The organism is Micrococcus sp. CS26 (genome assembly GCF_055522295.1).
In genome coordinates this window covers 169887-194572 of the sequence record NZ_JBVFVY010000002.1, presented here as the reverse complement: position 1 = coordinate 194572, position 24686 = coordinate 169887, and the positions used below count along the sequence as shown (strand labels likewise).

The window sequence follows — 24686 nt, the reverse complement described above, 5'->3', positions numbered from 1 at the left end:
GGTTATGTCCGTGATGGTGGGCATGGCGGGCCAGACGGTTCAGAGTCTCTCGCATGGCGTCGGCTTCGCGTTTCTCGACGTCGAGGCCGATCTGCTTGGGCGTCCCACGCTGCTTCTCGTCGGCGTAGTAGAACAGCTTGCCGCCGTGGTCGACGACGACGGACCGCACGAGCGCATCGAACACGCGGAGCTGCTGCGGAAAGCGCGCGGGGGTATCCGGCCGGAACAGATTGGCCCCCTTGAACTCCCACCGTCCGGGGTGTTTCGCTCGGTCGATCTCCGAGGCGAACAGCTGACGCTTCAGTGCGGTGAACTTCGCTCCAAAGCCTCGTGCGGCAGACTCCGGCATGACGAATCCGGCATAACCGAAGGCTGGGCTTGTCCGGAAGCGAGGATGGTCCGGGCCGACGTAGGCGCCCGGCTCGCCGATCTCGTCGATGTACGCCAGCAGCATCTGACCATTGTGCAGGGCACAGCGGACACTGCAGACAAGCGCAGAGGCCCACGCAAGCGCGGGCCTCTCGAATTGGTGCTCGGGGCACTGTCTCAGCCCTAGCTACCACACGCGAGCGTACTCGCGCACGCAGAGCATAGGCAAGTGTGGTTGTGTATGATCCGTCGCCCTGTCGGGTCGCTGCGGGGTCGGAATGGGTCCCGTCCAGCGGCCCGCCCCCACCATTCGAAGGACCCCATGACCACCCCCGCCACGCGCGGCGCTGCCTCGGCGCCCCACCGCTCTCCTCAGAACCTCTCGAACTTCGTGTGGGGGATCGCGGATCAGCTCCGGGGCGTGTTCAAGCCGAACCAGTACGGCACGCTCGTCCTTCCGCTCACCATCCTGCGCCGCATGGAGGCGGTCATGGACCCGCACCGGGAGTTCTTCGCGGAGTTGGCGGAAAAGGGGCATCCGGACTTCGTCCTGGACAACCTGGTGGAGTCCCGCACGGGCCTGACGTTCTACAACCTCAGCCCCTTCACCCTGGACCGCATCCTGCAGGAGCCGGACCTGCTCCGCACGAACCTGCTGGCCTACGTGGACGGCTTCTCCCAGAACGTGGCGGACCTGTTCACCTACTACGAGTTCGACAAGACGGTCGCCAAGCTGGACGAGCACGACCGCCTCTTCCTGGTCCTGCAGCAGTTCGCCTCCATCGACCTCTCCCCGGAGACCGTCTCCAACGCGGAGATGGGGACCCTCTTCGAGGACCTGATCCGCCGCTTCGCCGCCGCCTCCAACGAGACCGCCGGTGAGCACTTCACCCCGCGCGATGCGGTGAAGCTCCTGGTGGACCTGCTCACGGCCCCGGACGACGACGTCCTCACCGGCTACCCGGTCCGCACCGTCTATGACCCCACGGCCGGCACCGGCGGCATGCTGTCCCTGCTGGACGAGCGCCTGCGCCGCATGAACCCGAACGCGGAGGTCCGCCTGTTCGGGCAGGAGCTCAACGACCAGTCCTACGCCATCTGCAAGTCCGAGCTGCTCGGCAAGGGCCAGGACGCGGACGGCATCGCTCGCGGGGACACCCTCAAGAACGACGCCCACCTGACCGAGCGCTTCGACTACGTCCTCTCCAACCCGCCCTACGGCGGCGACTGGAAGGCCTCCCGCACCGCGGTGGAGAAGGAGATCGCCGCCGGTGGCGCCGCGAACCGCTTCCCGGGCGGCGCCCCCGCCATCAGCGACGGCCAGATGCTGTTCCTCCAGCTTGTGGCCTCGAAGCTCCGTCCGGTCTCGGAGGGCGGCGGTCGGGCCGGCATCGTCCTGAATGGCTCCCCGCTGTTCACGGGCGGGGCGGGCTCGGGTCCGTCCGAGATCCGCCGTTGGCTGTTGGAGTCGGACCTGGTGGACGTGATCGTCGCGCTGCCCACGGACATGTTCTACAACACCGGCATCGCCACCTACGTGTGGGTGCTGGACAACAACAAGTCGGAAGAGCGCCGCGGCAAGGTGCAGCTGATCGACGCCCGCACGTTCTTCACCAAGCTGCGCCGCAACGTGGGCTCGAAGAACAAGGAGCTGTCCAAGGCGGACCGCCAGCGCGTGCTGGACATCTACCGGGACTTCGACGCCCAGTCCGAGGCCAACGCCGAGTTCTCCAAGGTCCTCACCGCGCAGGACTTCGGCTACCGGGAGATCTCCGTGGAGCGCCCGCTGCAGCTGCGCTTCGAGGTGGAGGACGCCACCATCGCGGCGGCGCTCGCCACCAAGCCGGCGGACAAGCTTCCCGACGACGGCCGCTCGGCTCTCGGGGCCGCCCTCGCCTCCCTGCGTGGCCGGGTCTGGGACCACCAGCCCACTTTCGTGCTGGACCTGAAGAAGGCGCTGAAGGAGCACGGCGTGACCGCCGGCGCTCCACTGGTGAAGGCCCTGACCGGGGCGATCGGCGTGCACGACCCCGAGGCGGAGGTCGTGAAGAACACGAAGGGCGAGCCGGAGCCGGACACCTCGCTGCGCGACACCGAACTGGTGCCCTTCGGCCGGGACATCCACGAGTACTTCGAGGCCGAGGTGGCCCCGCACGTGCCCGGTGCCTGGATCGACGAGTCCAAGACCAAGATCGGTTACGAGATCCCCTTCACCCGGCTCTTCTACACGTACGTGCCGCCGCGTCCGCTCGAGGAGATCGACGCTGAGCTCAAGCAGCTCACGGCCGAGATCATCGAGCTGCTGCAGGAGGTCGAGCGGTGACGGGCCACGCGTGGTTCAAGACGTTGCCAGCCGAATGGGCACTGGTAGAGCTCAAGTGGGTGGCTCGAATCTACTCGGGCGGAACCCCAGACCGTTCCCGGCCGGAATTCTGGACAGATGGCGACATCCCGTGGCTTGCGTCGGGATGCGTCAATCAGTGGAAGGTAACTGAGCCGTCGGAATACATCACCAAAAAGGGCTTCGAGGCGTCTAGTGCACGTTTCGTGCCACCTGGAGCCGTTCTGATCGGGCTTGCAGGGCAAGGAAAGACAAAGGGTACCGCCGCCCTCTCGCTCATCGAAGCGACCATCAACCAGTCCGTCGCGGCCATCGTCTGTGGATCCGCGCTGGATCCTCGCTTCTTGCACTACTGGCTCAGTGTCAACCACAGCAACATTCGTGGACTGTCTGGCGGCGACCTTCGTGACGGACTGAATCACGGCCACGTCGGGGCCATCCCCGTACCCTTGCCACCGCGGGTACTCCAGACCCGCATCGCGGACTACCTCGACCGCGAGACCGCCACGATCGACGCCCTGATCGACAAGCAGACAGCTCACGTTGGACTCTTGCGTGAGAGGCGACTTGCCGCTCAGAACAGGGCTGTCATGGGCCTGGACCTCGACTCTGACCTGATTGACGGTGAGCAGGTTCCCGTCGGATGGACTAGCGGACCAATCAAACGAGTTCTCGAATCGCTGGACTCACGCCGCGTGCCCTTGAACGCCGACGAGCGCGGTGCTCGCCAGGGATCTTTTCCGTACTACGGGGCTTCTGGTGTTATCGACAGCGTTGACGACTATCTGTTCGATGGGGATCTGGTGCTAGTTGGCGAAGACGGGGCGAATCTGCTCAACCGGTCAACACCTCTCGCCTTTGTTGCGTATGGGCAGTACTGGGTCAACAACCATGCCCACGTCTTACGTCCGAAGTTCGGCCCAGTGGAGTTCTGGGCGGCCAGAATTGAAGCCCTTGATGTGAGTCCTGTCGTGTCTGGTTCGGCACAGCCGAAGCTCACGGCAGATGCGCTCATGGCGTTACGTATCTCATGGCCTGAGAACCCAGATGACATGGCTCGAATCGTCGAGGTAATGACCCGCGAAACCGCCAAGATCGATGCCCTCATCTCCAAAGCGGAGCGGTTCATCGAGCTCGCCCAGGAGCGCCGCGCGGCGCTGATCACTGCCGCCGTCACCGGCCAGATCGAGATCCCCACGGAGGACTGACCGCACATGGCCATCCACAACGAGAGCGAGCTCGAGACCTACATCTGCGAGTACCTGGAGCAGCACGACTGGCTCTACTCGCCCAACGATGCCGGCTACGACCGCAAGAACGCGATCTTCCCCGAGGACGTCCACGCCTGGCTGGCCGAGAATCAGCCGGAGGACTACGGGCGCATCGTGAAGGCCGATGCCCCGGCCTCTGCGCAGCAGGCACAGCGGGACCAGATCACCACCCGCCTGATCGACGTGCTGAACAAGCCGCAGGACACCGGCGTCGGCGGCACCCTCAACGTGCTCCGCAAGGGCTTCAAGGTCGGCACCTCCGCCACCCTGCGCATGGCCGAGCCGCGGCCGGCCACGAACCTGAACCCGGCCGCTGTCGCCTCCTACGAGCGCATGCGGCTGCGCGTGATGCGTCAGGTGCACTTCAACCCGGCCACCAACCAGTCCGTAGACCTGGTGCTGTTCGTCAACGGCCTGCCCGTGGCCACGATCGAGCTGAAGACCGACTCCACCCAGTCCATCGGCCACGCGAAGAAGCAATACCGCGAGCGCAACCCCAAGGCCACGCCGCTGTTCGGGTTCGGCACCCGCGCCGTGGTCCACTTCGCCGTCTCCAACCGCGAGGTCTGGATGACCACCAAGCTGGCTGGGAAGGGAACTTTCTTCCTGCCGTTCAACCAAGGCGACGACGGCCACGCCGGCAACCCGCTCAATCCGGACGGCGGTTCCTCGACCGCCTATCTGTGGGAACGGATCCTCCAGCGGGACACCTGGCTCGAGATCCTCCAGAAGTTCGTCTTCCTCAAGAAGGAGACCGTGGAGGACGAGCACGGCCGCTCGCGCCGGAAGTCCACGCTGATCTTCCCGCGCTTCCACCAGTGGGAGGCCGTCACCACGATGCTCGCCGCCGTCCGTGAGGAGGGCGCCGGCAAGTCCTACCTGATCGAGCACTCCGCGGGCTCCGGCAAGACCAACACCATCGCCTGGACCGCCCACCGCCTGCTCTCCACCTACGGGGCGGACGAGCAGCGGGTGTTCGACTCGGTCATCGTGGTCACCGACCGCACCGTGCTGGACGACCAGCTGCAGGAGGCCGTCCGGCAGATCGAGCGGACCTCCGGCACCGTGGTGGCCGTGGACCGCAAGAACCTCGGGGGAGAGGCCACCAGCAAGTCCGCCCTGGTGAAGCAGACCCTGCTGCAGGGCAATCGGATCATCGTGGTGACGCTGCAGACCTTCCCCGCCGTGCTCGAGCTCCTCAAAGGTGACTCGACGCTCGCCGGCCGCACCTACGCGGTGATCGCGGACGAGGCGCACTCCTCCCAGACCGGCTCCGCCGCAGCCAAACTCAAGCGTGTGCTCACCCCGGAAGAGCAGGCCGACCTCGAAGACGGCGGAGAGGCGGACACCGAGTCCATCCTCGCCGCCGAGGTCGCCGCCACCGGACGCCCGGAGAACATCAGCTTCTTCGCCTTCACCGCCACCCCGAAGGACAAGACCCTGCAGATGTTCGGCCGGCCCTCCGGCGAGTACGACGAGAAGGGCCAGGAGATCCCGGCCTCCTTCCACCGGTACACCATGCAGCAGGCCATCGAGGAGGAGTTCATCCTCGACGTGCTGAAGAACTTCACCAACTACGACACCGCCTTCAAGCTGGCCCTGGCCGGACAGAAGGGCGAGTTCCGTCCCGAAGGCGACCGGGCCGCCGTCGGGAAGCAGACCACCGAAGTGGACCAGACCGAGGCGAGCAAGAAGCTCATGCGGTGGGTCAAGCTGCACCCGACGAACATCGCGCAGAAGGTCAAGATCATCGTGGAGCACTTCCGCGCCAACGTGGCCGGACTGCTCGATGGGCAGGCCAAGGCCATGGTGGTCACCGACTCCCGCGCCGCCGCCGTCCGGTACAAGCGTCAGATGGACCAGTACATCCAAGACATGGGGTACACGGACGTGGGCACCCTGGTGGCCTTCTCCGGCGAGATCACCGACGACGACTTCGGGCTCGAGAAGGTCACCGAACGGTCCATGAACCCGTCCGTGACCGGCGACCTGGCGAAGGCGTTCGACGGGGACGGCTACCAGGTGATGATCGTGGCCAACAAGTACCAGACCGGCTTCGACCAGCCGAAGCTCTGTGCCCTGTACGTGGACAAGAAGCTCTCCGGCGTGCTGGCCGTGCAGACGCTGTCGCGGCTGAACCGCGCGGCGCCGGGCAAGGACACCACCTACGTGCTGGACTTCGTGAACTCCGAAGACGACATCCAGGCTGCCTTCGAGCCGTACTACGCGGGCGCGAAGCTGGAGACGGTGACGGACCCGAACCTGATCCATGACCTGGGGACGAAGCTCGACGCCGCGGGCGTGTACGACTGGGACGAGGTCGACGCGTTCGCCGACGTGTGGGTGGCGTGGGAGCCGGGGAGCGGGCAGGAGGGCCTGCAGGCCGCGTTGGAGCCCGTGGCATACCGGTTCCGCAAGGAGCTGGCGCATGCGCGGATGAACCAGGACGAGACGCGCGTGAACGAGCTCGTGCTGGTGCGCAAGGACATGCGGTCCTTCGTCAGCCTCTACGACTTCCTCTCCCAGATCTATGGGTTCGGGGACACCGAGCACTACAAGCGGGCGCTGTTCCTGCGTCACCTGGTGCAGCTGGTGGGCGATCAGCCCGGCGGTGAGGAGCTGATCGACCTGAGTGATGTGCAGCTGGTGAGCATCCGGCAGAAGAAGACGTCCTCGGGGGACATCGGGTTGACCGGTGGGGCCGCGCTGAAGGGGACCACCGCTGTGGGAGGCGGGCAGGTGCGTGAGAAGCAGCGCGGGCCGTTGGAGGAAGTGATCGAGAAGATCAACGAGATCTTCGCCGGCGAAGGCGTGGATGCCTCCCCGTCCCAGCAGGAGGCGTGGGTGAGTGCCCTCGTGGCGCCGCTCATGGAGGACGAGAAGCTGCTGGGGCAGGCCGGAGCGAACTCGCTGGAGCAGTTCCTGGCGAGCCCGAACCTGGAACGGTCGGCGATGGGCGCCGTGTACGCGAACGAGGACGCCTTCGTGAAGATGACGGACATCGTGGGCAGGGGCGGGGACCCGTCCAAGATGATCGTCGCTGCGATCGGGGAGTACCTGTACTGGAAGGTGCGGAGCGAGGGGACTGGGCCGGTGGATGTTGCCCATGGACGGTCCGCCGTCTTCGCTGACGAAACGGCCCCTTCGCAGGGCACTTCCGTCGATGAGAGGGCGAGTGCGACGCCGTCGCGCGTCCGGAAGGGGAACTGAGATGGCACATCCCAAGACACTGCAGGTCTTCCTGATGGACGGTGCACCCACCGGTCGGCTGAAGTGCACCCTCGACAACTGGACGGGCCTCGTCTACGTGGTGCCACGCACCAGTCTCAACGCGGACGGGCACCCCGAGGCGTTCGAAGGCACCGGTGTGTACCTGCTGCTGGGGCAGGACGCCGATTCCGGCGACGACGTCGTCTACGTCGGGCAGGCTGTCGGGCGGGCCAACGGCAACGGCCTGGTGGGCAGGATCCGGGAGCACGTCCGGAGGGAGGCGCACGACTTCTGGAACCGGGCCATTCTCCTCTCCACCCTCGGGGACACCTTCGGCCCAACGGAAGTGACCTACCTGGAGCACTACTTCCACCAGGCGGCCACCACGGCCGGGCGCTTCACCGTGGACAATGCGGTGGCACCCTCCCAGGGCAACGTCACGCAGGAGAAGAGGGCGGAGCTGGAGGAGTACGCCGACAAGGCCAAGCTCCTGATCAGCGCCCTGGGGCACCGCGTCTTCGAGAGCGCCGACGGCTCACATGCCGCGGCCGCGGCTGGCCGGGCCACCCAGGCGCCCGAAGCGGAGCCGAAGCGCACCCTGTTCACCATGACGGTCAACGGCGTCAGAGCCCAGGGACACCCGACGCCGGACGGGTTCGTCGTCCTGCGGGGCAGTGGCCTCATGGAGGGGCTGCGGCCCAGCGCACCCCCCGGTGTCCGGGCGGGCCGGGAGCGCTTCGCCGACCACATCGGTGCCGATGGGGTGCTGACCGAGGACGTCTCCTTCACCAGCTCCTCGGCCGCGGCCGGATTCGTGGCCGGCGGGAGCATGAGCGGGCCGTCCTCATGGCGGGCGCCGGATGGGCGCACCCTCGGCGAGGTCGAGGCCGCCTCGGCCGCGCCGGAGCCCATGGAAGACGACGCCTGATGAGGACGCGGCCGACCGCCTTGGATGCCGCCGTCGACCATCCGCGGGGTGCCCAGAGCGACGCCCGAGGGCCGGGGACGGGGCGCTCCGGGTCGTTGACCGCGAACGTCATGACCGTCGCGGACGCACTGCGCGACCCTCGTCTCCGTATCCCCGAGTACCAGCGGCCCTATACGTGGTCCACGACGAACACGGGGCAGCTCGTCGAGGACATCCGTCGCTTCCGTTCGGCCGCGTCCTACCGGATCGGCACCATGATCGTGCACGCCGAGGACGGCTGGCTGGACATCGTCGACGGCCAGCAGCGGTACATGACCTTCGCCCTGATCGTGTTCGCACTGCAGGAGGTCCTGGGCGACACCGCCGAGCGCGCCGAGCACCAGCGTGCGGCCCTGGACCGCGCGGCGGCCATCGAGCTGCCGCCGGGCCGCCGGGACGTGTCGGAGCGCCACATCGTCGAGAACTACCGCCTCATCCTGCAGACATTCCGGTCCTGGGACAGCACCGAGGTCGAGGACTTCGCGGACTACTTCCTGGACCGTTGCACGCTGGTGCGCCTGATCGTCAGCGACCTCGACGCGGCCTTCCAGATGTTCGACTCGCAGAACACCCGCGGCCGGGCGCTCCTGCCCACCGACCTACTGAAGGCATACCACCTCCGCGCCTATGGTGAGGCCACATCGGACCGGGCGGCGATCCTCGCGGCCGTGAAGGACTGGGAGTCCACCCCGCCGGACGAGATCAACCACCTCTTCTCGCGTTTGCTCTATCCGGTCGTCCGCTGGTCCGCCGGTGAGTCCTTGCCGAGGGACGGTTTCACATCCGCACAGATCGGGGCGTTCAAGGGCATCTCGGCTGGGGTTGCGAGTTTCGGGCGGCTCCCCTGGGCACATGGGCTGCTGATGGCCAAAGCGCACGTGGATGACTACAACACCAGGAATGCGGCGCTGATCGCCCACGGAGCCCTCGCTCCGCTGGAGTTCCCTTTCCAGCTTTCCCAGCCGATCATCGACGGCGAGATGTTCTTCCGATTCGTCCGGCACTACACGAGCTTGGCCAGAACGCTTGGCGTCTCCGCGACCGAAGCAGACCAGACCGTCCAGGACGATGCCCGTCGCCATCGTGAGATCCGGCGGGTCCATGCCATCACGGGGCTCGTACGTTCTTCAGGCAACGGCGCCGGATATCGCTATACGCAGGAGCTCTACGGAGCTCTACTGTTGGCCTATGCGGACCGCTTCGGAGCCGAGGACCTCGAGCGCGCGGCCCTCGTTCTGGCGCGACACGCCTTTGCGCTGAGGACTCGTCTGCGCCGGGTCTACCCACGTTCGACCGAGCTGCACGCGCTGGGGCTGAACAAGGCCGTGGACTCGGCAGAGCAGGTCAACCTATTCCGTCTGATGATGGGCACTATGGACCCGGCTGCGATCACCGGGCGCGTGCCTGCTCGTCCCGGCGACGTCGACAATGCGCCGGAACCGGTCAGGCGCCTCTACTCGGACCGGCCGTGGGACCCGGAGGAGGAGTCGCACCATGTCTGAGGGGAACGCCCCGGAAACTCTGACCATCGGGGAGGTCTTCGCGGCAGGACGTCACTACCGCGTTCCCGTCTATCAGCGTTCCTATGCCTGGACAGAGGTCGAGGTCTCCACGCTTCTCGCGGACGTGCGCCGTGCCCGTCTGCGGTCCAAAGCTCTCGAATCCCGCGGCAATGTCTCGGACTACTACCTCGGAGCGATGGTGGTGAACCGGACCCAGACTCCCGCAGGAGACCAGATCGACGAGGTGGTCGACGGGCAGCAACGGCTGACGACGCTCACGGTCCTGGCCGCAGTCGCGGAGCAGATCACCCAGGCCGGCGTGCTCGACCCGGTTGCGCTGGCTGTCCTGGACTACGAGGGGCGTGCGGAGGCGGGGGAAGACCTCGCAACCCTGCGCCGGCGGGGCGGTCACAGGCACGGCGCATTCCAGGTTGAAGCCATCGGGATTGCCGCCCAAACGGTCAGAGGGGCCTGCGAGCGCGCCACTGACCGCCAAGCGACTGCTGACGGTCAGACGGTGGTCTTTGATGCTGACGACCTCGCCTATCTCTGGAACCATGTTCGGCTGCTGCGGACGGAGCTTCCTGAGGGCACCGACCTAAACCACTACTTCGAGGTGATGAACACCCGCGGAGAGCAACTGGCGAAGCACGAGGTTCTGAAGGCAATGCTGATGCGACCTCTGCGTGATGAGTCGGAGCGGCAGGTCTTCGCTCAAGTCTGGGATGCGTGCGCCGTGCTGGACCGCCCGGTTCAGCTTCAGTTCGCGTCGGAGCGGCTGGACCCGGACATTTCTCCGGCCAGAGACGCAGTCTTCGGTGACACATGGTCGACGCTCGTCACCACGGATTTCGAGTCCCTTCGTGCCGCCCTAGAACCAAGCCTTGCGGAGACCGAACTTGGTGGACGCACGTCCTTGGATTCGTTGCTATCCAGTCGGGGTGCCGGTGAGGGGACAAGCGCCTCAGCAGAGAAACGCTCCGATGAGACGGGGTCCTACGGAACCATCATCGACTTTCCGAACCTCTTGCTGCATGTTCTGCGGGTGATGGTGGAGTCCGGGATGGCGTCAGGTTCAGGCCGGCCGGCGTGGGGTCAGGAGCCGAAGAACGCCGTCCGTCTCGAGGACAACTCCCTGCTGGAACAGTTCGCCGAGCGTCGCCAGGACGACGCCCGGTGGTCCAAGCGATTCCTCGTCATGCTGCTCCGCATCCGGTTCCTGCTGGACACCTACGTCATTAGGACGCTGTCGACTACGGGAACCCGGGCGGACGAGGAGAACTGGGTGCTCGTGGGCGCCCTCAAGGTCGAGTCTGGCGCCGAGGAAGGGTCGTCGCGGCGACGTCGTCTCGGAGTGAAGAACACCTTCGAAGACCCGGCGGTCCAGGAGGCTGTCCGAAACCTGCAGGCCATGTTCCAGGTGACGGATACGCGCCGCGCGTCCAAGTACTTCCTCTACCGCATTCTCCGGTGGCTCGCCGAGCGGCCGGTGGACCGCGTGGACGGCGAGGCCTTCCAGCGCATGCTGGAGGACCTGGCCCGCGAGCGGCTTCGCGCCTACGACGCTGACGAGGGATTGGACCTCGGGGTCAAGGTCCCGAATTTCGTGTTCAACGTGCTGGATTACATCCTCTGGGATCTCGGACGTAATCCGTCCGCCGAAGCGGGGCCGCTCTGGGCTGCACTCGGCGACGTTGAACGGAGTGTCCTGTCCCAACGTGCAGGCTCATTCCGCTTCCGGTACCGGACTTCGGTGGAGCACTTCTATCCCGTGGTTCCTGGCGAAGGACAGAAGGTCCTGACATCAACGGAGGTGGACCGTTTCGGGAACCTGTGCATCATGAGCCGACGCGAAAACTCCCAGCGGAACAACCTGATGCCCGTCTCGAAGGTGAAGCAGTACTCCTCGGACGAGCAGAGCCTCAAGTTCCAGCTCATGGCCGGCATCCTTGACGTCGAGGGCGACTGGGACAGCCCCCAGATCAGGAAACACGGGAACAGCATGCGGCGGGTGATCCACGAGTGGCAGGGCAGGCGGCCCTGACACCTCGGGACGTTCTGGCCCCAGAGGCCCCCGTTAAGCTCGTCACATGGTCACCGCGCGTGAAGTCACCCTTCAGGAACTCCTCGGGGGGTCCTACCAGTACACGGTCCCGCTCTATCAGCGGACGTACTCCTGGGGCCGCCCGCAGTGGCAGCGACTGTGGGAGGACGTCGTGGACGTCGCCGACCACCGGCGGGACAACCCTTCGGCGACCCACTTCCTCGGCTCCCTCGTTCTCGCCGGCTTCCGGGACAACGGGCCCGGTGGCGTCCAGCGGTGGCTCGTGGTGGACGGGCAGCAGCGGCTGACGACGCTGACGCTCCTCCTCGCCGCTGTCCGCGACCACCGGGCTGAGCACGAAGGCCCCATGCACGCCGATCGGGTCAACGAGAAGTACCTGGTCAACAAGTGGGAGGACGGCGATCTCCGCTACAAGGTCCTGCCCACCCAGGCCGACCGTGGCGCCTACCGCGGACGGATCGAGCACGCCCCGGACGCTGCCGAAGGCTCCAGGATCAGCGAAGCCCACCAGTTCTTCCTGACGAAGCTGCTCGGGTTGAGCCAACCGTCTGCTGACGGTGAAGAGGAGCCGCTGACCTTGGCAGAGGTCGAGTCCGCCGTCGTCGCCGGCCTGTCGATCGTGTCCGTGACCACCGGGGAGAACGACAACGCCCACCGCATCTTCGAGTCCCTGAACAACACCGGCCTCAAGCTCACCCAGGGCGACCTGCTCAGGAACTACCTGTTCATGCAGCTGCCCACCCGGGCGGATGAGGTCTACACCACCCTGTGGCTCCCATTGCAGAACCTGCTCTCCAATGAGGAACTGGAGACCCTGTTCTGGCTCGACCTGGTGCAACAGGATCCCAAGGTCCGCCAGACCGAGATCTACGCGGGGCAGCAGCGTCGCATGCGTGACCTGCAGGACGAGTCGCAGGTCAGGGACGAAGTCGAGCGGTTCCTGGCATTGGGGCGTCTCTACGACGTCATGCTCCGCCCGGAGAAGGAGAAGGAGAAGGACGCCGCAGTGCGGTTCCGCTTGGCACGCCTGCGCGCCTGGCGCACGACGACGACGTTCCCGATCACACTGCACCTGATGGAGCGCCGGTCGTTGGGGGACATCGACTCGGACGAACTGGCCCGTGCGCTCCTCTACCTCGAGTCGTACCTGGTCCGACGCCTCGTCTTCGGCCGCTATTCCGACGGTCTCAACAGCACTCTGCTCGCGGCGACGGCGGACATCCAGGGTCAGGACGACCCGGCGGATGCCCTGCAGCGCTTCCTCTCCAGCGGACGGAAGCACTTCGCCTCCGACGACCAGGTCCGCCAGGCCGTGATGACGGCACCCTTCTACACGACGGGCCGAGCGGCCCACCGAAAGCTGATCCTCCGGTGGATCGAGGAGTCCTACGGCAGCAAGGAACCGGTGGACCTCGACAGCGCGACCATCGAGCACGTCATGCCGCAGACCCTCACGGAGGAGTGGGAGCGCGCTCTGGCCGGCCAGCTCGAGGCGCACCAGGACCTTCGAGAGGTGCACACCGAACTCCTCCACACCTTGGGCAACCTCACCCTCACCGGGTACAACAGCGAGCTGAGCAACGGGCCCTTTGCGGTCAAGCGTGCGGAGCTGGCCAAGAGCGGCATCCGCATGAACCAGGAGATCTCCGCTGAACCGGTATGGGGTCCCGCGCAGATCCGTGCTCGCGCCGAGCGGCTGGCGGACCGGATCGTCGGCATCTGGCCGGGGCCCTCAGCAGAGGCCGCCTCCGGAGTCGCCCACACGGCCTGGCAGACGCTGTCGGATGCCGTCGAGGCCATTCCCGCCGGGTTCTGGACCTCCTATGGCGAACTCGCACGGCTGATCGGAAGCCATCCGGTCCCCGTGGGGACCTACCTCGCACGGACTGCCCTGCCGCACGCTCATCGTGTGCTCCAGGCGGGAGGCACCGTCTCTCCGTCCTTCCGGTGGGCCGACGTCCAGCGCACGGACGATCCGCACGACGTCCTCGCAGCCGAAGGCGTGCGCTTCGCCGAGGACGGACGTGCCGACGGCGGCCAGCGGCTGCTGGCGGAGCAGCTCGCCGAGCTCATCGACGCCGACGTCGACCTGACGGATCCCCGGACGCTCGCGGCCCCGGGCAACGACCCTGCGCTGCGGGACCGCTGGGTCGACCGACTTCACGACCACAACGATCCCGAATCGGCCTGCGCACTGATCGAGATCCAACGAGGCTGGGTCGAGCGCGGTGGCCGGGCGGAATTCGCGGACAATGCTGCCGGCGGTTGTTTCCTGGTCGTCCCGCGCACGTCAGCACGCGCCATCTGGCCGGTGATCCTGTACCCGACGTACGGCGTCGAGGTCGTCTTCTATCACCTGGCGAAGTGGGCTCCCTTCACGGACGAGGCGCTTCTCGACGAATTCCGGGGACGTCTGAATCTCATCCCCGGGCTGGAATTCGGTCCTGAGTCTCTCCGCCGGCGCCCGAGCATCAAGCCGCAGACCCTTCAGCCGCCCGCGGCGCAGGAGGCGTTCCTCGACGCGCTGGAGTGGTTCCTGCACACCGCCCAGGAGGACGCCAGGACTGCCTGACAGCCCGGCCAGGGGCAGGTCCTGGCGAGGCGCTGACCCCCTCACCCCGTCCTCCCCACCCAGTACGCTCGCCCCATGAAGATCGGTCTCCGCAAGCCCAGCCTGAAGAAGTCCATCAAGGCCCGCACCACGGGCCGCGCCAAGCGTGCGATCAAGCGCAAGGTCATCCCCGGCTACGGCCGCAAGGGGATGGGCTGGCTGCGCGATCCGAAGCGCGCCGCCTACAACGCCGTCTACAAGCGCACCACGTTCGGTCTCGGCGATGTCCTGCGGATGTTCCGATGAGCGCGCCCGGCAGCATCACCGCCGACGGCGATCGCGGTCTCGCCACACACCGCGCCCCCGGCGCCGTCGAGCTCGTCGAGCCGCCCCGCGAAGCTGTGGAGTGGATGGCCTCATCCGCCCCCGCGACCGACCTCTGGTGGACCGCCACCGTCTGTGGCGAGGAGGACCCGGGCTGGCACCGGCTGGAGAGCGCCGCCCAGATCGCGGACCTGGTGCACGCCCTCACCGACCCGCGGGACAAGCTGATCCTCGAGGACGAGCCGCCCACCCGGTACGCGCAGATCATGCTGCTGGGCGACGGGCTCTTCATGGTGGAGATCGCCAAGCGGTTCGAGGGGCTCGGGGCCTACAACTGGCGGATCGGCCGGGGCCGGGCTGCGGACGAGGCCGCCAACGACCCCCAGGACCTCGTCCAGCCCCTGCAGGAGCTCACCGCCGCCGAGACCGTCGAGGTCCTCGTCAGCTGGGCACAGGGCCACGGCCTCCCGCTGCCCTACGGGGCGGCCCTGCGAACCTACGGCACCCCGCCGGACCCGGGGCTCGGGTTCGACTCGTGACGCTCTAGGGGCGCGAATGTTCCCGGGCGCGGTGCAGTGCCGACCGTATGGTGTGATAAGCGTCATGCAATTCCGATGATGAAGGAGCACAGTGGAGTTCGAGGTCCCTTCCGTGTCACCCGGCTCGGAGTCTCTTAACGCCCCGTTCACCTCGAAGCGACGCCGTGAGCTCGATGCGCTGGCCAGCATGACCATCCTGCCGTCGACCCCGCGCGCTGTGAGGATGGCCCGGGAGTACTTCGAGGGCAGCACACTGGCCGAGATCGGGGAGCGGTTCGGCCGCACCCGGGAACGGGTCCGGCAGCTCATCCGTGATGAAGCGGGGTACTCGACCAAGGAATTGAAGGCGTACCGCGAACTCCTCGCTGACGAGGAGTTCCGCATGAAGCGGGCGGCCGCCGTGTCCTGGTCGGAGCGACACGTGGGCGTGCCGCTCTCTGTGGCATCGCAGGATCTGAGTCTGTCCCAGCAGGAGCTGCGGCGGTTGCTGGGCAAGCGCGTCAAGTTCCATCTGGGAGAAGCCAAGCCGCGCAAGACGTCCTCGGCTACCCCGGACGAGGTTCTGCTCTCTGCTCTCCGCGAGTTCTACGAGGAGACGGGAGAGACGGCGGCGCAGTCGTTCACCCAGTGGTCCCGGAGCCACGGAGTGCCCACTCACCAGACAGTGGCCAACCGGTTTGGTGGATGGAACGCCGCTCTCGAACGCGCGGGCATCGCGGTCACGGACCGGCGTCGGAGTCGATCCAAGTACTCCGACGCAGAGTTGGTCGAAGCACTGGTGGACGCGTGGTCCTCAGCGACGCCGCCCCGCACCTACCTCGAACTCTCGGACTGGCTCTCCGCGCGCCCGGGCATGCCGTCGGCGGCCCTGATCCGCAATCGTCTCGGCGTGGGGTTCGAAGAGATGCGAGCGCGCGCCCTGCGCGTCGTGGCCGGTCAGTCGATGGGCTTCCCGGGGCGGAAGCGGACCCGGGTCGACTGGAAGGGCAAGCTCGATCCGGGGGACGGCCCGCTGACCCTGGTGCGCCGGGCGATCGAGGACCGAGGGCCGCGCCTGACCGTCGCCGCCTACAACAGCTGGGCGGCGGAACACGGAGTCCCCGCCACGCCGACGGTCCTGCGCCGCGCTGGCACCAATTGGGTCCAGCTCGTGGAGGCGGCCGGCGGTACCCCCAACCCGCCGAAGCCCGCCAACCCCTTCACTACCGAGGAACTCCGGGTGTGGATGGAGCGGTTCATGACAGAGTCGGCCACCCACAGCCAGTCCGCTCACGAGGAGTGGCGCCAGGCCCACGGTGGCCCTTCGGCTCAGACGATCACCACCCGTCTTGGCCCGTGGCGAGAGGTCCTCGAAAATCTCGGCGGGGGCCAACGAGAGGGCTGAACCGGCGGTGAGCGCCCGTGAAGTTTGTCCCCCGGGCATCATGGCCCCATGACGTCCGCTCTCAACCGCCTCGAGCATCTCGCCGCCCTCCCACCTCACACCGCGATCGACCCAGCCGAGCTTGCTGTGGCCCTCACGGGGGTGCCAGAGCTCGGGGGTTGGCGCGTCACGCCGTCGCCCACACCCGCCGGCACCACCCCACCCGAGCTCACCATCACCTACGCCACCGACGACTTCGCCACGGCCCTGGCCCTGGCGAACCGGATCGGGGAGGCAGCCGAGGCCGCCGACCCCCACCCGGACCTGACCGTCTCCTACGGCCGGCTCACCGTGGGCATGCACAGCCACGACGTCCGCGCCCTCACCTCCCGCGACGTCCGCCTGGCCCGCACCGTCGCCCGCCTCGCCAGCGAGGTCCTCGCCCCCCACGCCCTCGCCGCGTACGGCACCCTGGCGCCCGGCCGCTCGAACGCGCACGTCATGGACGGTGTGCGCGGCACCTGGATCCCCGGCACCCTCCGCGGCACGCTCCACGCCAGCGGCATCGGTGCGGCCACCGGCTACCCAGGCGTCGTCCTCGCGGGCACCGCGCCCGCGCACGCGACCACCGACGTCCCCGCCCAGGTGCTCGTCTCCGCCGACCTCCCGGACCACTGGGACCGCCTCGACGCCTTCGAGGGCGCCGGCTACCGGCGGGTGCCCGGCGTCGTCGCCCTGGAGGACGACGACGCCGTCCGCCCCGCCTTCGTCTATGAGCTGGTGCCCGATGCCGTCCCGCCGTCCGCCTGAGCCCCCCGCCATGACACCGCACCTCGACACCCACCCCGACGCCCGCCCCGACCCCGGCTCCCGCCAGCGGGCCCTCGTCCGGCGCTCGCCCCTGATCCTCGCGGCCGTCGTCCTCCTGGCTGGAGCCGCCGTCCTCGCCGCCCAGGGACACCGCGAGGCGGCCGGCCTCAGCCTGCAGATCGTCACGGTGGTCCCCGTGCCGATCGCCCTCGAACGCGCCCACCGGGTCCGCCTGCCCACCGCGCTGCATGCGATGTACGCGGCCCTGCTGCTCGTCGCACCGTGGGTGGGTGCCGCGCTCGGCGGCTACGACGCCTGGCCGTGGTGGGATGCCCTCGTGCACTTCTACTCCGGCGTGCCGATCGCGCTCGGGTGCGTCTTCCTGCTGGGCGTCGCGGCCGCGCGCCGTGGGCTGGTCCTGCCGCCCGGGCTCGAGGCGCTCCTCGTGATGGCGCTGCACTCGCTCGTGGCCCTGGCGTGGGAGATCGCCGAGTTCACCGCCGACCAGGCGCTCGGCGCGCAGACGCAGAAGGGCAACACGGACACCATGACGGACATGATCGTCGGCACGCTCGGGGCCCTGATCGTGGCGTTCGCCCTGTACGCGCACCGCACCCGCGGCCGCTTCGCCTGGCTCTCGCGCTTCACCGGGGCTCGGACGGACCTCGCCGGGGGGCCGGCGCAGCCGCCGCCGGCCTGAGCCCGCGGCGGCGTCGCCTCAGTGGGCGACGCCGCCGGCCCGGGCCGCCGCCCGCCCCTCACCGGCCCGCGAACGCCTCCACCCGCCGCACGGCCTCCGGGTGCTCGGACGCCGCCGCGATCGACGCCGCCTCCTGCCGCACATGTGCACGCAGCGCCTCGACGTCGGCCCCGCGCGCCAGCGCCTTCGTCGGCCCATAGGTGTGCGCCGGACCGGCCACCAGCTCGTCCTCGAGCTCCGCCAGACGCGCCGCGAACGCGCCCCCGGCCACCGCCTCGGTCGCCAGGCCCCACTCCACGGCCTCGGTCCCGTTCAGGCGCCGCCCGCCGAGCAGCAGCTGCGTCGCGCGCACCGGCCCGAGCACCCGCGGCAGCCAGTAGGACACGCCCGTGTCCGGTGTCATCCCGAGCGCGGAGAACGCCGTCACCAGCTGCGCATCCTCGCGCACCAGCACGACGTCGCCGCCCAGCAGGAGCCCGAGCCCCGCCCCGGCGGCCGTCCCATTGACGCCGGCCAGCACCAGCAGGCGAGAGCCTGTGAGCGCCACCGCGACCTCGCCCGCCGCCTCGCCGAGCTCCTGGATCATCGCGCGCCGCTCCGGCCCGGCAGGCGCGGCGGCCATGGCCTGGACGTCCCCGCCGCCGCAGAAGATCCGCCCGGCGCCGGTCAGCGTGAGCACGTGCACGGACTCGTCCGCCTCGGCCGCGGCGATCGCCGCGAGCACCTCGCGCGCCATCGTCAGTCCGAGCGCGTTGCCCTTCGCGGGCCGGTTCAGCGTCAGCCGCACGACGCCGGGCCGCGCCTCGACGAGGACGGCGGGGGCGTCGTCGGAGGAAGAAGGGGTGGGTGCGGTGGTCATGTCAGCTCCTGTGGGTCGGAAGGTGGGGTGTGTGGGTGTCGGCCACGGGAACGGCCGGCCGGGCATGGGGTGGGTGCGCGATCCGAAGCGCGCCGCCTACAACGCGGTCTACAAGCGCACCACGTTCAGCGTCTGGGACCTGTTCCGCTGAGTCTGTTCCTCACGCGGGCTGGTCCGCCTCGTCCTCGTCATGCTCCTCCACGCTGCGGATCAGGGCCCGCAGGAACGCGGCCGCGCCGGCGAGCTCGGCCGGGGTGAGGCCCTCCACCGCGGCGAGCATACTGCGGTGCATGGCGCCCAGGGTGGCGCGGACCTCGTGGTCCGTCTTGGCCGTCGGCTCCACCACCACGGATCGGCGGTCCTGTGGGTGGGGCGCCCGTCGGGCGTAGCCGTCTCGGACCAGTCGGTCCACCAGGGCGCTGGCGGAGGCCGGGGTGATCTCCAGGGCGCTGGCCAGATCCCGCTGACGGACCTTGTGGCCGCGTCGGTCGGCCCGCAGCAGGTAACGCAGGGCTGACAGGTGGGTCTCTCCCATCCCCATGCTGTCCCGGGTGCGGGCGCGCATGCGCCGTTCGGCCTCCCGGTAGCGTCGCAGCAGGTTGAGCACGTCCACAGGTTCGATCTGGCGGGCGCCGCGGGTGTACCAGTAGCCCGACGTCGGTTCGCCATCCGTGCTGGTCAGCGTGGTGTGCTCCTCACCCATGCGCTCTTGAACCTCCCTGTTCACGTCACCCCGAAAATTTGGTTAGTCTTCCTAACGCATAGTTAGGCTAACATTTTCCAGGTCACGGCGATCTCTGTGAGGGGGCGCCCGGGCCGCGGCGAGAGGAATGTCATGACAGCAACGCTGGAGGCCCCCCAGGCCATGGGGCGGACCCTGTCCGCCGTCCCGCCCGTCCTCGAGTCCCCGGCGCCGCAGCCCGCCGCCTTCCGTCAGCGCTGCGCCCTCCTGGCCATGAGTGCCGCGCGGGCCGTCACCGTGTTCCCCGAGGTCGCTGAGGCCAGGTTCGCCATCACCGGCACCCCCTCCGCCCCCGCGCTGGAGGTGGACTGCATCCTGCGGGACGGAGAGGACACCGCGGCGGTCATCGAGACCATCACGGTGCACCTCGTCGAGGACCTCGAGGAGCTGCTCGGCGCACGGTTCCACGAACGTCGGCTGGAGCTGGTCGTGGACCGCAGCCTGCCCCGGGTGGGCGTGGGGGTCGTCTCCGCGCCCTGAGGGAGGCGCTCACGCGAACGCGCTCATCCCGGTCAGGTCCCGGCCGAGGATCAAGGCCTGCACGGACTCGGTGCCCTCGTAGGTGTGCAGCGCCTCGACGTCGGCGAAGTGCCGCATCACCCGGTGCTCGAGGAGGATGCCGTTGCCGCCGAGCATGTCCCGGGCGATCTGCGCCACCCGGCGCGCGCCCCGGGTGCAGGCGTACTTCAGCAGGGAGGCCTGCTCGTCACGCAGCCGCCCGGCCGCCTGCAGACGGGCCACGGCCACGCAACGAGTCTGCATCGCGGTCACCTCGTCCAGCATCTGCGCGAGCCGTTCCTGCACCATCTGGTGCGCTCCCAGCGGCTTGCCGAACTGCTCCCGCTGCCGGGCGTAGGCCAGCGCGGCCTCGAACATGGCGGTCGCGTGGCCCAGCGCGGACCAGCCCACGTTCACGCGGGTGGCCACCAGCACGCGCGCGGCGTCCTTGAACGTCGCCACGCCCGGCAGCCGCGCGTCGTCGCCGACCCGCACGTCGGTCAGCGTGATCTCAGCCTGGTGGATCGCCCGCAGCGCGCCCTTGCCCGTGATCACCTCGGCCTCGTAGCCGTGTGTGGACTGCTCCACCACGAACCCCTTGACCTGGCCGTCCTCGGTGTCGCGCGCCCACACGATCGTGATGCCCCCGGCGGCCCCGTTGCCGATCCACTTCTTGGCGCCGTTCAGCACCCAGCCGCCGGCGCCGTCGGGCCGCGCGGACGTCTCGAGGGACACCGAGTCCGAGCCGTGCAGCGGCTCCGTGAGCGCGAACCCGCCCGGCAGCGTGCCGCGCGCCACCGGCTCGAGGTACCGCTCCTTCTGCTCCGGGCCGGCGCAGTGCACCAGGGCGCGCAGCACGAGCCCGCCCTGCACGGCCGCAGCCGCGGCCATCGACCCGTCCGCCCGGGAGATCTCCATCGCCACCAGGCCCGCGGCCAACGGCGACATCACCGGGTGCCCCGGCACCTCCAGCCCGTCGGTGAGCAGGTCCAGCTCGCCCGCCCGCGCCACCAGGTCCAACGGGTACTCCGCCCGGTCCCAGTGCCCGTCGATCCGCTCGAGCACCTCCCGGCCGTAGGCGCGGGCGCGGTCCCAGTGCGCGCGGTCCTCGTCCGTGGCCTCCCCGAACGCGTCCAGGTAGTCGACGTCCAGGGACGTGACGACGTCGTAGGTCGGCTTCTGCATGCGCGTCACCGGGCCTCCTGCGTCCGCTCGGCGCGCAGCGCGCGCTTGAGCAGCTTGCCCGACTGGTTCCGCGGCAGCTCCGCCACGAAGTCCACGCGCTTGGGCACCTTGAAGCCCGCCAGGCGCTCCTTCACGTGGGTGCGCACGGTCTCCGCGGTCAGCTCGGCGCCCTCCTTGAGCACGACGACGGCGGTCACCGCCTCGATCCACCGCTCGTCCGGCAGGCCGATGACGGCGACCTCGGCCACCTCGTCGAACTCGTAGATCGCGTCCTCGACCTCGCGCGGGGCGACCAGCACGCCGCCCGTGTTGATGACGTCCTTGATGCGGTCCACCACCTGGATGTAGCCGGCCGCGTCCTGGGTGACCTGGTCGCCGGAGCGGAACCAGCCGTCGTCGGTGAACGCATCCGCGGTGGCATCCGGGCGGTTCCAGTAGCCGGAGAGCAGCTGCGGCGAGCGGTACTGGATCTCGCCGGGCTCGCCGGGCGCAGCGGGGGCGCCGTCGGCCGTCATCACCCGCGCCTCCACGTGGAACACGGGGCGGCCGCACGAGGCCGGCCGCGCGTCGTGCTCCTCGGGGCGCAGCACCGTGCACAGGGGGCCCAGCTCGGACTGGCCGAAGCAGTTGTAGAAGCCGATGCCCGGCTGGCTCTGACGCAGGCGCTGCAGCACGGTCACCGGCATGATCGAGGCCCCGTACTGGGCCTTGCGCAGCGAGGAGAGGTCGCGCGTGGCCAGGTCCGGATGGTTCGCCAGCGGCACCCAGACGGTGGGCGCCAGGAACAGGGAGCCGATGTGCTCGGTCTCCACGAGCTCGAGCATCCGGGGGATGTCCGGGGCGGCCAGCAGGCGCACCGTGGCGCCGAGGCTCAGGTAGGGGAGCAGGAACACGTGCATCGCGGCCGAGTGGTACAGCGGCATGGCCACCAGGGGGCGGTCCTCGGCCGTGAAGTCCAGCGCGATGATCGAGGAGAGGTACTCCGCCACGAGCGCCCGGTGGGACATCATGGCGCCCTTGGGGGTGGAGGTGGTGCCGGAGGTGTAGAGCAGCTGGGCCAGGTCGGTGGCCGACACCTCCGCCTCCGGGGCGGCGGCGTCCAGCGTCTCGTCCTGGGCGGTCTGAAGCACGGAGGGCTCGGCGTGGCCGGCGGGGAGCATGGTCCACACGTGCCGCAGAGCCGACGCGCGGCCCTCGGCCCGGACCTGGTCGACGCGCTCGAGCATGCCGGCGTCGGCCACGAGCAGCTCCGCGCCGGAGTCCTCGAGGGCGTGCGCGAGCTCGCCGCCCTTGAGCGCGAAGTTCACGGGCACGTGCACGTAGCCGACCGTGACGCAGGCCAGGAAGAGCAGCGCGTAGGCGTCCGAGTTGGTGGCGTAGGCGGCCACCCGGGTGCCGGCCGGCAGGCCGGTGTCCTGGAGGCGGCGGGCCACGCGGTGCGCTCCGTCCCGGAGCTGGGCGTAGGTCCAGTCGCGGTCCTCGAAGCGCAGGGCGACGGCCTGCGGGGAGCGGGCGACCGCGCGTGCGAACACGCGGCCGATCGTGTCCTCCGGGGCGGGGGAGAGGTGGGCGGCGGCGTCGGTGGGGTGGGTGATCTGGTCTGGCATGGGAACCTCCGGGGGATGGGTCAGAGACGTTCGATCACGGTGACGTTGGCCTGGCCGCCGCCCTCGCACATGGTCTGCAGGCCGTAGCGGCCGCCCGTGCGCTCGAGCTCGTGCAGCAGCGAGGTCATCAGGCGGGCGCCGGTGGCGCCGATGGGGTGGCCCAGGGCGATCGCCCCGCCGTTGACGTTGACCTTCGCCGGGTCCGCGCCGGTCTCGGTCAGCCAGGCCAGCACGACGGCGGCGAACGCCTCGTTGATCTCCACGAGGTCCATGTCGTCGATGGTCAGGCCCATGCGGTCGAGCGCGTACGCCGTCGCCGGGATCGGGGCGGAGAGCATCATGACGGGGTCGGCGCCGCGGGCGGAGAGGTGGTGGATGCGGGCTCGCGGGGTGAGGCCGTGGCGGCGCACGGCCTCCTCGGAGGCGAGCAGGAGGGCGGCCGCGCCGTCGGACATCTGGGACGCGGTGGCCGCGGTGTGCAGCCCGCCGGGGACGATCGGGTCGAGCGAGGCGATCTTCGCGGCGTCCGGGGTGCGGGGGCCCTCGTCCGCGGTGAGGCCAGCGAGGGGCAGGATCTCGCGGTCGAAGCGACCGTCGGCCTGGGCGGCGAGCGCGCGCTCGTGGGAGCGCACCGCGAACTCCTCCAGGGTGTCCCGGTCCAGGTTCCAGTGCCGGGCCATCATCTCGGCCCCGCGGAATTGGGAGATCTCCTCGTCCCCGTAGCGGGCGGCCCAGGACTCGGAGCCGGTGAACGGGTCGGGGAAGCCGAGATCGCGGGCGGCCGTGTTGGACCGGGAGAGCGGGATCGCGGACATGGACTGCACGCCACCGGCGACGACGAGGTCCGCCGTCCCGCTCATGATGGCCTGCGCGGCGTAGTGGACCGCCTGCTGGCCGGAGCCGCACTGGCGTTCGACCGTGGTGCCGGGGACGTCCTCGGAGAGCCCGGCCGCGAGCCAGGCGTTGCGCGCCACGTCCATGGCCTGTGGGCCGAGCTGGTCGATGCAGCCGAGGATGACCTCGTCGTACTCGGCCGAGTCGATGTCCTGGCGGGCGACGAGCTCGCGCAGCGGCGCGGCCGCCAGATCGAGGGGATGTACGCCGGCGAGCCCCTTCCCTCGGCGACCCACGGGGGTGCGGACGGCGTCGATGATGTAGGCCTCGGGCATGGGGGCTCCTCCGGACGGCGGGGACGTGACGCCGATCACGCTATTGCTTGGACATCCAACGATCAAGAGTGTGACGGGATCCGTTGCGGCGGCCTGGAGGAGCGCCGTTTCGTCAACGAAAGCGGCTCGGGGCGCGCCGTTTCGGCCACGAAAGCGCTGGGGCGGGCGTCGCCTCGCCCTGGTCAGGACCCCCTGCCCCGGGCCTACCGTGAGGGCCAGCGGCACGCACCCGTGCCGCTGAGACGAGAGGAGCCGGCCATGGCCACCCCGCACACCCCCGACCCCCAGGACGCCCGGCGCGCACGCGAGGCGACGGACGAGACCTCCGGCGTCGCGTTCGACGGCGACACGCCCCCAGCCGAGGGCGCAGGCGTCGGCCCGAGCAACCCGGGCATGGACGTGGAGCAGACCGGCGAGCGCTCGGCCGGCAAGATCGTGCTCGGGCTGATCATCGCCCTCGTGGTCATCGGCGTCCTGGTGTTCATCCTGGGCCGCGTCGCCGGCCTCGGCTGAGCCGCGGCGCAGACGCCTCGAGCACGCCACCGGCCCATCGCGACCACGGGGCGGGCACCGATCCGTCGGTGCCCGCCCCGTGGTCGTGTCCGCTCCGCGGT

At 69.1% G+C, this 24686-nt stretch carries 20 protein-coding genes; 14 read left to right on the top strand and 6 right to left on the bottom strand.

Annotated elements, in window-relative coordinates; genetic code table 11:
* Positions 1-454 (bottom strand): DUF3800 domain-containing protein (locus tag ACZ1IK_RS01775; RefSeq protein WP_465098259.1); only part of this gene is annotated, 454 nt, incomplete at its 3' end.
* Between the two features lie 237 nt (positions 455-691).
* On the opposite strand from ACZ1IK_RS01775, the gene ACZ1IK_RS01770 reads away from it, so the two are divergent.
* The 12 genes from ACZ1IK_RS01770 (at position 692) to ACZ1IK_RS01715 (ending at position 18012) form a co-directional block, all read left to right on the top strand.
* Positions 692-2692: a type I restriction-modification system subunit M gene (locus ACZ1IK_RS01770; RefSeq protein WP_465098258.1), complete on the top strand. Its 2001-nt coding sequence runs from the start codon at positions 692-694 to the stop codon at positions 2690-2692.
* Complete coding sequence (locus ACZ1IK_RS01765) at positions 2689-3918, top strand: restriction endonuclease subunit S (RefSeq protein ID WP_115165825.1); 1230 nt, start codon at positions 2689-2691, stop codon at positions 3916-3918. Before ACZ1IK_RS01770 ends, ACZ1IK_RS01765 begins: the two co-directional genes overlap by 4 nt.
* 6 nt (positions 3919-3924) lie before the next feature.
* Complete coding sequence (locus ACZ1IK_RS01760) at positions 3925-7191, top strand: type I restriction endonuclease subunit R (protein WP_465098257.1); 3267 nt, start codon at positions 3925-3927, stop codon at positions 7189-7191.
* 1 nt (position 7192) lies between these two features.
* Complete coding sequence (locus ACZ1IK_RS01755) at positions 7193-8119, top strand: GIY-YIG nuclease family protein (RefSeq protein WP_465098256.1); 927 nt, start codon at positions 7193-7195, stop codon at positions 8117-8119.
* 110 nt (positions 8120-8229) lie between these two features.
* On the top strand, positions 8230-9660 hold the full coding sequence (locus ACZ1IK_RS01750) for a DUF262 domain-containing protein (protein WP_465098255.1): 1431 nt from the start codon (positions 8230-8232) through the stop codon (positions 9658-9660).
* On the top strand, positions 9653-11704 hold the full coding sequence (locus ACZ1IK_RS01745) for a GmrSD restriction endonuclease domain-containing protein (protein WP_465098254.1): 2052 nt from the start codon (positions 9653-9655) through the stop codon (positions 11702-11704). The genes ACZ1IK_RS01750 and ACZ1IK_RS01745 overlap by 8 nt, the downstream gene beginning before the upstream one ends.
* A gap of 46 nt (positions 11705-11750) precedes the next feature.
* On the top strand, positions 11751-14297 hold the full coding sequence (locus ACZ1IK_RS01740) for a GmrSD restriction endonuclease domain-containing protein (protein ID WP_465098253.1): 2547 nt from the start codon (positions 11751-11753) through the stop codon (positions 14295-14297).
* Positions 14298-14372: 75 nt separating this feature from the next.
* Entirely contained in the window at positions 14373-14582 is a 210-nt protein-coding gene (locus ACZ1IK_RS01735) for a hypothetical protein (protein ID WP_069941415.1), read from the top strand.
* Positions 14579-15139 carry a hypothetical protein gene (locus ACZ1IK_RS01730; protein WP_069941414.1) on the top strand — a complete coding sequence of 187 codons (561 nt, stop codon included), beginning with the start codon at positions 14579-14581 and terminating at the stop codon, positions 15137-15139. Before ACZ1IK_RS01735 ends, ACZ1IK_RS01730 begins: the two co-directional genes overlap by 4 nt.
* Before the next feature lie 187 nt (positions 15140-15326).
* Positions 15327-16523 (top strand): homing endonuclease associated repeat-containing protein, encoded by a 1197-nt coding sequence (locus ACZ1IK_RS01725; protein ID WP_069941426.1) that lies wholly within the window; start codon positions 15327-15329, stop codon positions 16521-16523.
* Positions 16524-16571: 48 nt separating this feature from the next.
* Positions 16572-17312 (top strand): 4a-hydroxytetrahydrobiopterin dehydratase, encoded by a 741-nt coding sequence (locus ACZ1IK_RS01720; protein WP_465098252.1) that lies wholly within the window; start codon positions 16572-16574, stop codon positions 17310-17312.
* Positions 17313-17322: 10 nt separating this feature from the next.
* A complete protein-coding gene (locus ACZ1IK_RS01715) occupies positions 17323-18012 on the top strand; it encodes a DUF2238 domain-containing protein (RefSeq protein ID WP_134377222.1) in 690 nt (229 codons plus the stop codon).
* 58 nt (positions 18013-18070) lie between these two features.
* On the opposite strand, the gene ACZ1IK_RS01710 is transcribed toward ACZ1IK_RS01715, so the two are convergent.
* Both ACZ1IK_RS01710 and ACZ1IK_RS01705 read right to left on the bottom strand, forming a co-directional pair.
* The gene (locus ACZ1IK_RS01710) at positions 18071-18871 is read right to left on the bottom strand and encodes an enoyl-CoA hydratase/isomerase family protein (protein ID WP_465098251.1); all 801 of its coding nucleotides are present in this window, start codon (positions 18869-18871) and stop codon (positions 18071-18073) included.
* 160 nt (positions 18872-19031) lie between these two features.
* The gene (locus ACZ1IK_RS01705; protein WP_465098250.1) at positions 19032-19574 is read right to left on the bottom strand and encodes a MarR family winged helix-turn-helix transcriptional regulator; all 543 of its coding nucleotides are present in this window, start codon (positions 19572-19574) and stop codon (positions 19032-19034) included.
* Between the two features lie 132 nt (positions 19575-19706).
* Between ACZ1IK_RS01705 and ACZ1IK_RS01700 the strand changes: the two genes are divergently transcribed.
* Entirely contained in the window at positions 19707-20093 is a 387-nt protein-coding gene (locus tag ACZ1IK_RS01700) for a hypothetical protein (RefSeq protein WP_044658809.1), read from the top strand.
* Positions 20094-20102: 9 nt separating this feature from the next.
* Here the strand turns inward: ACZ1IK_RS01700 and ACZ1IK_RS01695 are convergent, their stop codons facing one another.
* From ACZ1IK_RS01695 to ACZ1IK_RS01685, 3 genes are read right to left on the bottom strand one after another with little or no spacing between them, the layout of a single operon-like run.
* On the bottom strand, positions 20103-21296 hold the full coding sequence (locus ACZ1IK_RS01695) for an acyl-CoA dehydrogenase family protein (protein WP_465098249.1): 1194 nt from the start codon (positions 21294-21296) through the stop codon (positions 20103-20105).
* 5 nt (positions 21297-21301) lie between these two features.
* Entirely contained in the window at positions 21302-22903 is a 1602-nt protein-coding gene (locus ACZ1IK_RS01690) for a fatty acyl-CoA synthetase (protein ID WP_465098248.1), read from the bottom strand.
* 20 nt (positions 22904-22923) lie between these two features.
* Complete coding sequence (locus ACZ1IK_RS01685) at positions 22924-24072, bottom strand: acetyl-CoA C-acetyltransferase (protein WP_230297338.1); 1149 nt, start codon at positions 24070-24072, stop codon at positions 22924-22926.
* A gap of 258 nt (positions 24073-24330) precedes the next feature.
* On the opposite strand from ACZ1IK_RS01685, the gene ACZ1IK_RS01680 reads away from it, so the two are divergent.
* On the top strand, positions 24331-24585 hold the full coding sequence (locus tag ACZ1IK_RS01680) for a DUF6480 family protein (protein WP_095346987.1): 255 nt from the start codon (positions 24331-24333) through the stop codon (positions 24583-24585).
* Positions 24586-24686 lie beyond the last annotated feature (101 nt).